We start from the raw sequence: 5,818 nt of genomic DNA, 5'->3' as shown, positions 1-5,818 counted from the left end.
TCATAAAGTAGGTAATATAGAAAAAGCAGAAAAGTATTTTTTTATGAGTTATGAAATAAAAAAGAGAATATTTGAAAAAGAAGCATTAAAATAAAGAAAAAACTTGGATTATCTATAATGGGAATAGCAGCTGGAGTTATGGGGTTTTATGGTAGAAGGTCTTTGCAATAAATTAGCTCACAGTGGATATGGTGGAACGTTTATAATTATAAAACCTAATGAAAATCCATATGCTGTCTCTGAAGATACAACGATGCCTGCAAAACAAACCTTCTATTGAACGTGGGTAATTAAACAAGTCACAAATTATAATTTGTGACTTGTTTAAGGTTGGATACTAAATGTGTTGCTTTCAATATTGAAAGCAACTTTTAAGTTTGTGATTAATAGTTAACTTAATAAATTTTGGGTTAAAATAAAAACAAATTTTTAATCAAGTCCCACAAAAAGTACGATAAGGGCGATTCGTCGGTGCAGGCGGAATGCAGTATTCTTCTTGATCTGTCGAATACGCATAAGGGTTTGATAAAGCTTCAAGAAGTTTCTCCATTACGCTATAGTCTCCATTTGTAACAGCTGCTTCTAGTGCTTCTTCTACACGATGGTTCCTCGGGATGATGGATGGGTTATTATTTTTCATCATCTCGTAGGCGTTTTCTTTCGATTGTTCTTGTCTTTCTAATCGAGATTGCCACAGTTTGTACCATTCTTTAAATTCAGGACTTTCAAATAGAGCTGTATTTTCGATAGCATCAAGAGTTAATGAACGGAATGTATTTGTGTAATCCGCTTTATATTTCTCCATCATTTTTAAAAGTTGCTCAATAAGTGAGTGATCTTGTTCTTCGTTGCTAAATAGTCCTAATTTCTTTTTCATTCCAAGGAACCACTGTTTTTCATACTGTACGCTAAATTTCGAAATTTCGTCTTGAGCGATTTTTAATGCTTCTTCTTCATCTTCGTGCAGAATTGGTATTAAAGATTCAGCTAGTCGTGCGAGATCCCATGCGGCCATATATGGTTGATTTCCATATGCATAACGACCTTGTGTGTCAATAGAGCTAAATACGGTTCCTTGGTCGTAATTGTCCATAAATGCACAAGGACCGTAATCAATTGTTTCGCCACTGATCGTTATATTGTCAGTGTTCATTACGCCGTGAATAAATCCAACAAGTTGCCATTTTGCGATAAGACTGGCTTGTCTTTTAATGACTTCTTGTAGTAATGCAGTATATCGGTTTTCATGAGCTTCAATTTCTGGATAATGCCTTTTTATCGTATAGTCAGCTAGCGATTGAAGATCCTCGATTGAGCCACGAGCTGCAGCATATTGAAATGTACCGACGCGAATATGGCTACTAGCTACTCTAGTTAAAATTGCTCCAGGTAACTTTGTTTCACGATAGGTTGGTTCACCGGTTGTGACAACTGCTAAACTGCGGGTAGTTGGAATATCGAGTGCATACATTGCTTCGCTAATAATATATTCACGTAGCATCGGACCGAGTGCAGCACGACCATCTCCTCGGCGTGAATAGGGAGTAGGGCCAGAACCTTTCAGTTGAATATCGAAACGCTCACCTGAAGGAGTAATTTGTTCGCCAATTAAAAGAGCACGACCGTCGCCTAACATATTAAAATGTCCGAATTGATGGCCAGCATATGCTTGAGCTAATGGATGAGCTCCTTCTGGGAGTGCATTACCAGCGAAAATAGCAATTTCAGCTTCCTTTTTCAGTTCTTCAGGGGTCAAGCCAAGAGATATCGCTAATGAATGGTTTAGTTTAACTAACTCCGGTGAACTTACGGGAGTAGGGGGGATTTCTGTATAAAATGATTGTGGTAAAGTCGTATAACTATTATCTAAATTCCAACCTGTTTCATTATTTTTAGTCATTGTATCTCCTCCTTTTTGTATTTTAAGTTATGTATTTGTACGTATGTATTCTTTGTAAAGTTAACTAAAAGTATAATATAATATTTCCCCTTGCAATCTATTGTAAGGACTTCATTGCACTATGTCTATTTAACAGCAAATTTAAAACCTCCATTTTAAGAAAATGGAGGTTTTATTATTATTTAATTTTTACAATTATTTTTCCTTTTGCTCTTCCAGACTCTGAATATTCCATTGCTTTTTGCGCATCTTCAAAAGGGAAGACTCGATCAATTACCGGTTTGATTTTTCCGGCTTCAATATAGTTTGCAATAGTACGTAATTGATCCCCGCTTGGCTTCATAAATAAAAATGAATATTGAGCATTATGCTTTTTTTCAAGTGCAGTAAGTTTTTTGCTGGCTAATGAAAATAAGAGAGTTTTAAAGAATCCTGAACCAAATTCTTTACCGAAGCGAGCATTCGGCATACCTGAAACTGAAACAATGTTTCCTCCGCTTTTTATAATATTGAATGATTTTTCAAGTGTTGCACCGCCGATTGTATCAAATACCGCATCATAATTTTTTAGTATATCTTCAAATTTTTCTGTTTTGTAATTAATAATTTCATCTGCGCCAAGAGACGTTACTAAATTTGCACCAGCTTCACTAGCAGTCGTTGTAACAGTAGCACCCATTATTTTTGCTAACTGAATTGCGAAAGTACCAACACCACCGGATCCAGCGTGAATTAAAATCTTTTGTCCTTTTTGTAATTGCATGATGTCATGTAATGCTTGATATGATGTTAAGCCAACAAGTGGAATCGAAGCCGCTTCCTCAAAACTTAAATTTTTTGGTTTTAAAGCAATATCATCTTCATGAATGGCTATATACTCCGCGAAAGTACCAATCTTATTTTTTCTTGGACGAGCATATATTTCATCACCAACTTTAAAACGAGTCACTTTTGATCCAACCTTCGTGATGACACCGGAAAAGTCATTCCCAAGGATTAGAGGCATTTCATATTTCAGTAACATTTTAACTTTTCCGTCGCGTATTTTAAAATCAATTGGGTTAATACTAGCTGCATGAATTTCTGCGAGCACTTCATACTCATTAATTTCAGGAGTAGGTACCTCTGCCATACACATTAGGACTTTTCCATATCTATCAATTATCATTGCTTTCATTTCTTATACCTCCAAGTTTTAATAAAAGTTTTGCAATAGCTTCTCAATATCTAATACAAGATTTTTTAATAAACCTAATTTTGTACGTATATCAATATAATAAAAATTCTTTGTACCTTCTTTTCTCATTAAAATAATGCCAGCTTCTCGTAAAATCTTAAGGTGATGTGATACGGCTGGACGGGACAGGTGTGTTTGCTTCGTGATTTCTCCTACACGTAATCCTGTTTGACATTCCGTTTCCATTAGCACTAATAAAATAGCTTGACGTGTTTCATCACCAATTGCCAATAATACTTTTTGAGAATCAATAAAATCTTTTTTTATAATATTTAATTGTTCTTGTTTATTCATTTCAATCACTTTGCCTCCAGGTAATTAGTCGAAAGGTTTAAGATGATGAACCATTACTTCGATACGGTAATGCTACATGATTGTTGTATAAGCTGCAATATTGGGAAAGAAAATCGAGACGAATGAATTTTTTATTGTTGAAAATTATAGGGAGATAGAAAAGGGATTGGAAGGATTACATAACACAATAGATGAAGTTTTAAAAACAAAAAATGATGTAACAATAAAATAAGCGTTCGTAACCTTGTATAATCCATAAGGTTACGACCGCTTATAATGTTTGTATTATTTTTGATTTTTACGATAGAACATGGTTCAACGTAAAGTACATTCTTTTGTTTTACACTTTCATACAGACACAATTCAGGTGGATTATAGATGTATGAAAAGGTAAAAGGAATTTTGGGGCGTAATCTATCTATATGATAATTCAAAATGAAATATAAGTCTATATTTTAATGTTTTTTTGGATTATATTTATGTCACTGAGCTCAGAACAATGATGTGGAGGGTAAATATATGAAATCGAATTATGTACCAGTTTTAATTGTTGGAGGGGGATTATCTGGGTTAGCGTCTGCGTTATTTCTTGCAAAACATAACATTGAGTACTTACTTATTGAAAGGCATCCGTCTACTGCCATTCATCCGAAAGCAGGCGGTCTTACTTTACGTACAATGGAGTTATTTCGAGAATTAGGCTTGGAACAAAGAATTAAATTGGCAGGTAAAGCATTAGAGAACTGCAGAGGAAGAATAGCGGTTCATACAATAGCTGAGGCGAATAAAGAAGAATTGGAACAAATGAGAGCGACGCAATACGGAAACGATGAAGAGTTACTTCAAAAAATAGAAAAGATTAGTCCATCAAAACAAACTGCGTGTTATCAAATTATTTTAGAAGAGATGATGTTACAAGAAGCGAAAACATTAGGCGAGCAACTATCTTTTTATCATGAATTAGTTTCATTTGAACAAAATGAAAACGGGGTAAAAGCAACGATTCGAAATCGTGAAACAGAAAAAGAAAGTGTCATACATTGTGACTATGTAATTGCAGCGGATGGAGCGAAAAGTAAAATACGTGAGCAGTTAGGGATTAAAACTGAGGGTCGTGGAACCATTGGTGGCTATTATATGAATATTTATTTTGAAGCTGATTTAAGTGAGTTTATACAAGGAGATGCATTCGGTTTTTCGATGGTACTTCATCCGGAGGTTCTTGGTGCACTTATCCCGGTTGATAACGTAAAAAAATGGATTTATCATGTAGCCTACGATCCATTAAAAGGAGAGGGGCTAGAGGACTTCACTATAGAACGTTGTAAACAAATTATTCAAATAGCAATTGGAAGTACAAATGTTGAATCAAAAATATTAAGTGTTTTACCGTGGGAAGCCGCTGAAAGTACAGCGGTGAAATTTCAAGGAAATCGAACCTTTTTAGTTGGCGATTCTGCACATATTATGCCGCCAACAGGAGGATTTGGTTCAAATACAGGAATACAAGATGCGCACAATCTAGCTTGGAAATTAGCGGCTGTTATAAAAGGGAAGGCAAAACCAAAATTGTTAGAAACATATCATGAGGAGAGACACTCTGTTGCAAAATTAACGACAGCTTATGCAAGTAGTTTACTGTTTCGTGCTGCGAATAGAGAGGAAGGCAGTTTGAATAATATGGATGGTTTAGCTGTTACAGTTGGATATCAGTATTGTTCAGAGGCGATTATAGATGATTCAGTCACTCCGCATAGAATGGATAGCATAGAGTTGAACGGAAGACCTGGAACGCGAGCGCCACATTTATGGGGAACGTATGAGGGGAAGAAAGTTTCTACATTAGACTTATTCGGTAACAGTTTTGTATTACTTACAGGAGTAGAAAATAGTTCTTGGGCTGAGGCAGCACATGCTGTTTCAGCTAAATTAGGAATACATCTAAAAGGGTATCGTGTTGGCTTAAGTGGAGACTTTATTGTTCCAGAAGATATTTTTAGCAAATTATATGGTATAGAGAATGGAGGTGCTGTATTAATTAGACCAGATGGCTTTATCGGATGGCGTTCGGAAAAAACGGTAGTAAATCCAGATATAGTATTGGAAGAGGTAATGAGAAATTTATTATGTGATTTTTAAGTAACTACAGAAATATTGTTTTATGTACTTCACTGTACTGAAAAAAATATTCACAAATTTCAATAGGTTTGATATGATTAAATTCGACAAGTTAATAGAGGCCGGAGATATTTGAGAAAAGCCATAAATTTATTTAGGGATACAGGAGTGTATTCTAAATAATTTATGGCTTTTTTTATTGAATGAACCGTACAAAATAGGGAGTTATATGTGAAAAGGAGGGCTATAGAAATTAAATAGGATAATAC

At 35.0% G+C, this 5,818-nt stretch carries 5 protein-coding genes; 2 read left to right on the top strand and 3 right to left on the bottom strand.

Annotated features, from left to right (window positions below; translation table 11 throughout):
* Positions 1–148: 148 nt before the first annotated feature.
* On the top strand, positions 149–280 hold the full coding sequence (locus ABWK52_RS20740) for a hypothetical protein (RefSeq protein WP_000229164.1): 132 nt from the start codon (positions 149–151) through the stop codon (positions 278–280).
* Between the two features lie 153 nt (positions 281–433).
* Here ABWK52_RS20740 and ABWK52_RS20735 read toward each other — a convergent pair whose 3' ends face one another.
* The 3 genes from ABWK52_RS20735 to ABWK52_RS20725 form a co-directional block, all read right to left on the bottom strand.
* Complete coding sequence (locus ABWK52_RS20735) at positions 434–1,900, bottom strand: protein adenylyltransferase SelO (RefSeq protein ID WP_061655024.1); 1,467 nt, start codon at positions 1,898–1,900, stop codon at positions 434–436.
* 178 nt (positions 1,901–2,078) lie between these two features.
* Positions 2,079–3,077, bottom strand: a complete 999-nt coding sequence (locus ABWK52_RS20730) for an NADP-dependent oxidoreductase (RefSeq protein WP_061655022.1) — start codon at positions 3,075–3,077, stop codon at positions 2,079–2,081.
* A gap of 18 nt (positions 3,078–3,095) precedes the next feature.
* Positions 3,096–3,440: an ArsR/SmtB family transcription factor gene (locus ABWK52_RS20725; protein WP_000571870.1), complete on the bottom strand. Its 345-nt coding sequence runs from the start codon at positions 3,438–3,440 to the stop codon at positions 3,096–3,098.
* A 510-nt stretch (positions 3,441–3,950) separates the two neighbouring features.
* Between ABWK52_RS20725 and ABWK52_RS20720 the strand changes: the two genes are divergently transcribed.
* Positions 3,951–5,570 (top strand): FAD-dependent oxidoreductase, encoded by a 1,620-nt coding sequence (locus ABWK52_RS20720; protein WP_061655020.1) that lies wholly within the window; start codon positions 3,951–3,953, stop codon positions 5,568–5,570.
* Positions 5,571–5,818: the final 248 nt, after the last annotated feature.

This window comes from Bacillus sp. AP50 (assembly GCF_040492675.1).
GTDB classification, from domain to species: Bacteria; Bacillota; Bacilli; order Bacillales; family Bacillaceae_G; genus Bacillus_A; species Bacillus_A cereus.
Note: the sequence above shows the minus strand (reverse complement) of the source record. Positions and strands in the feature narration are given on the sequence as shown.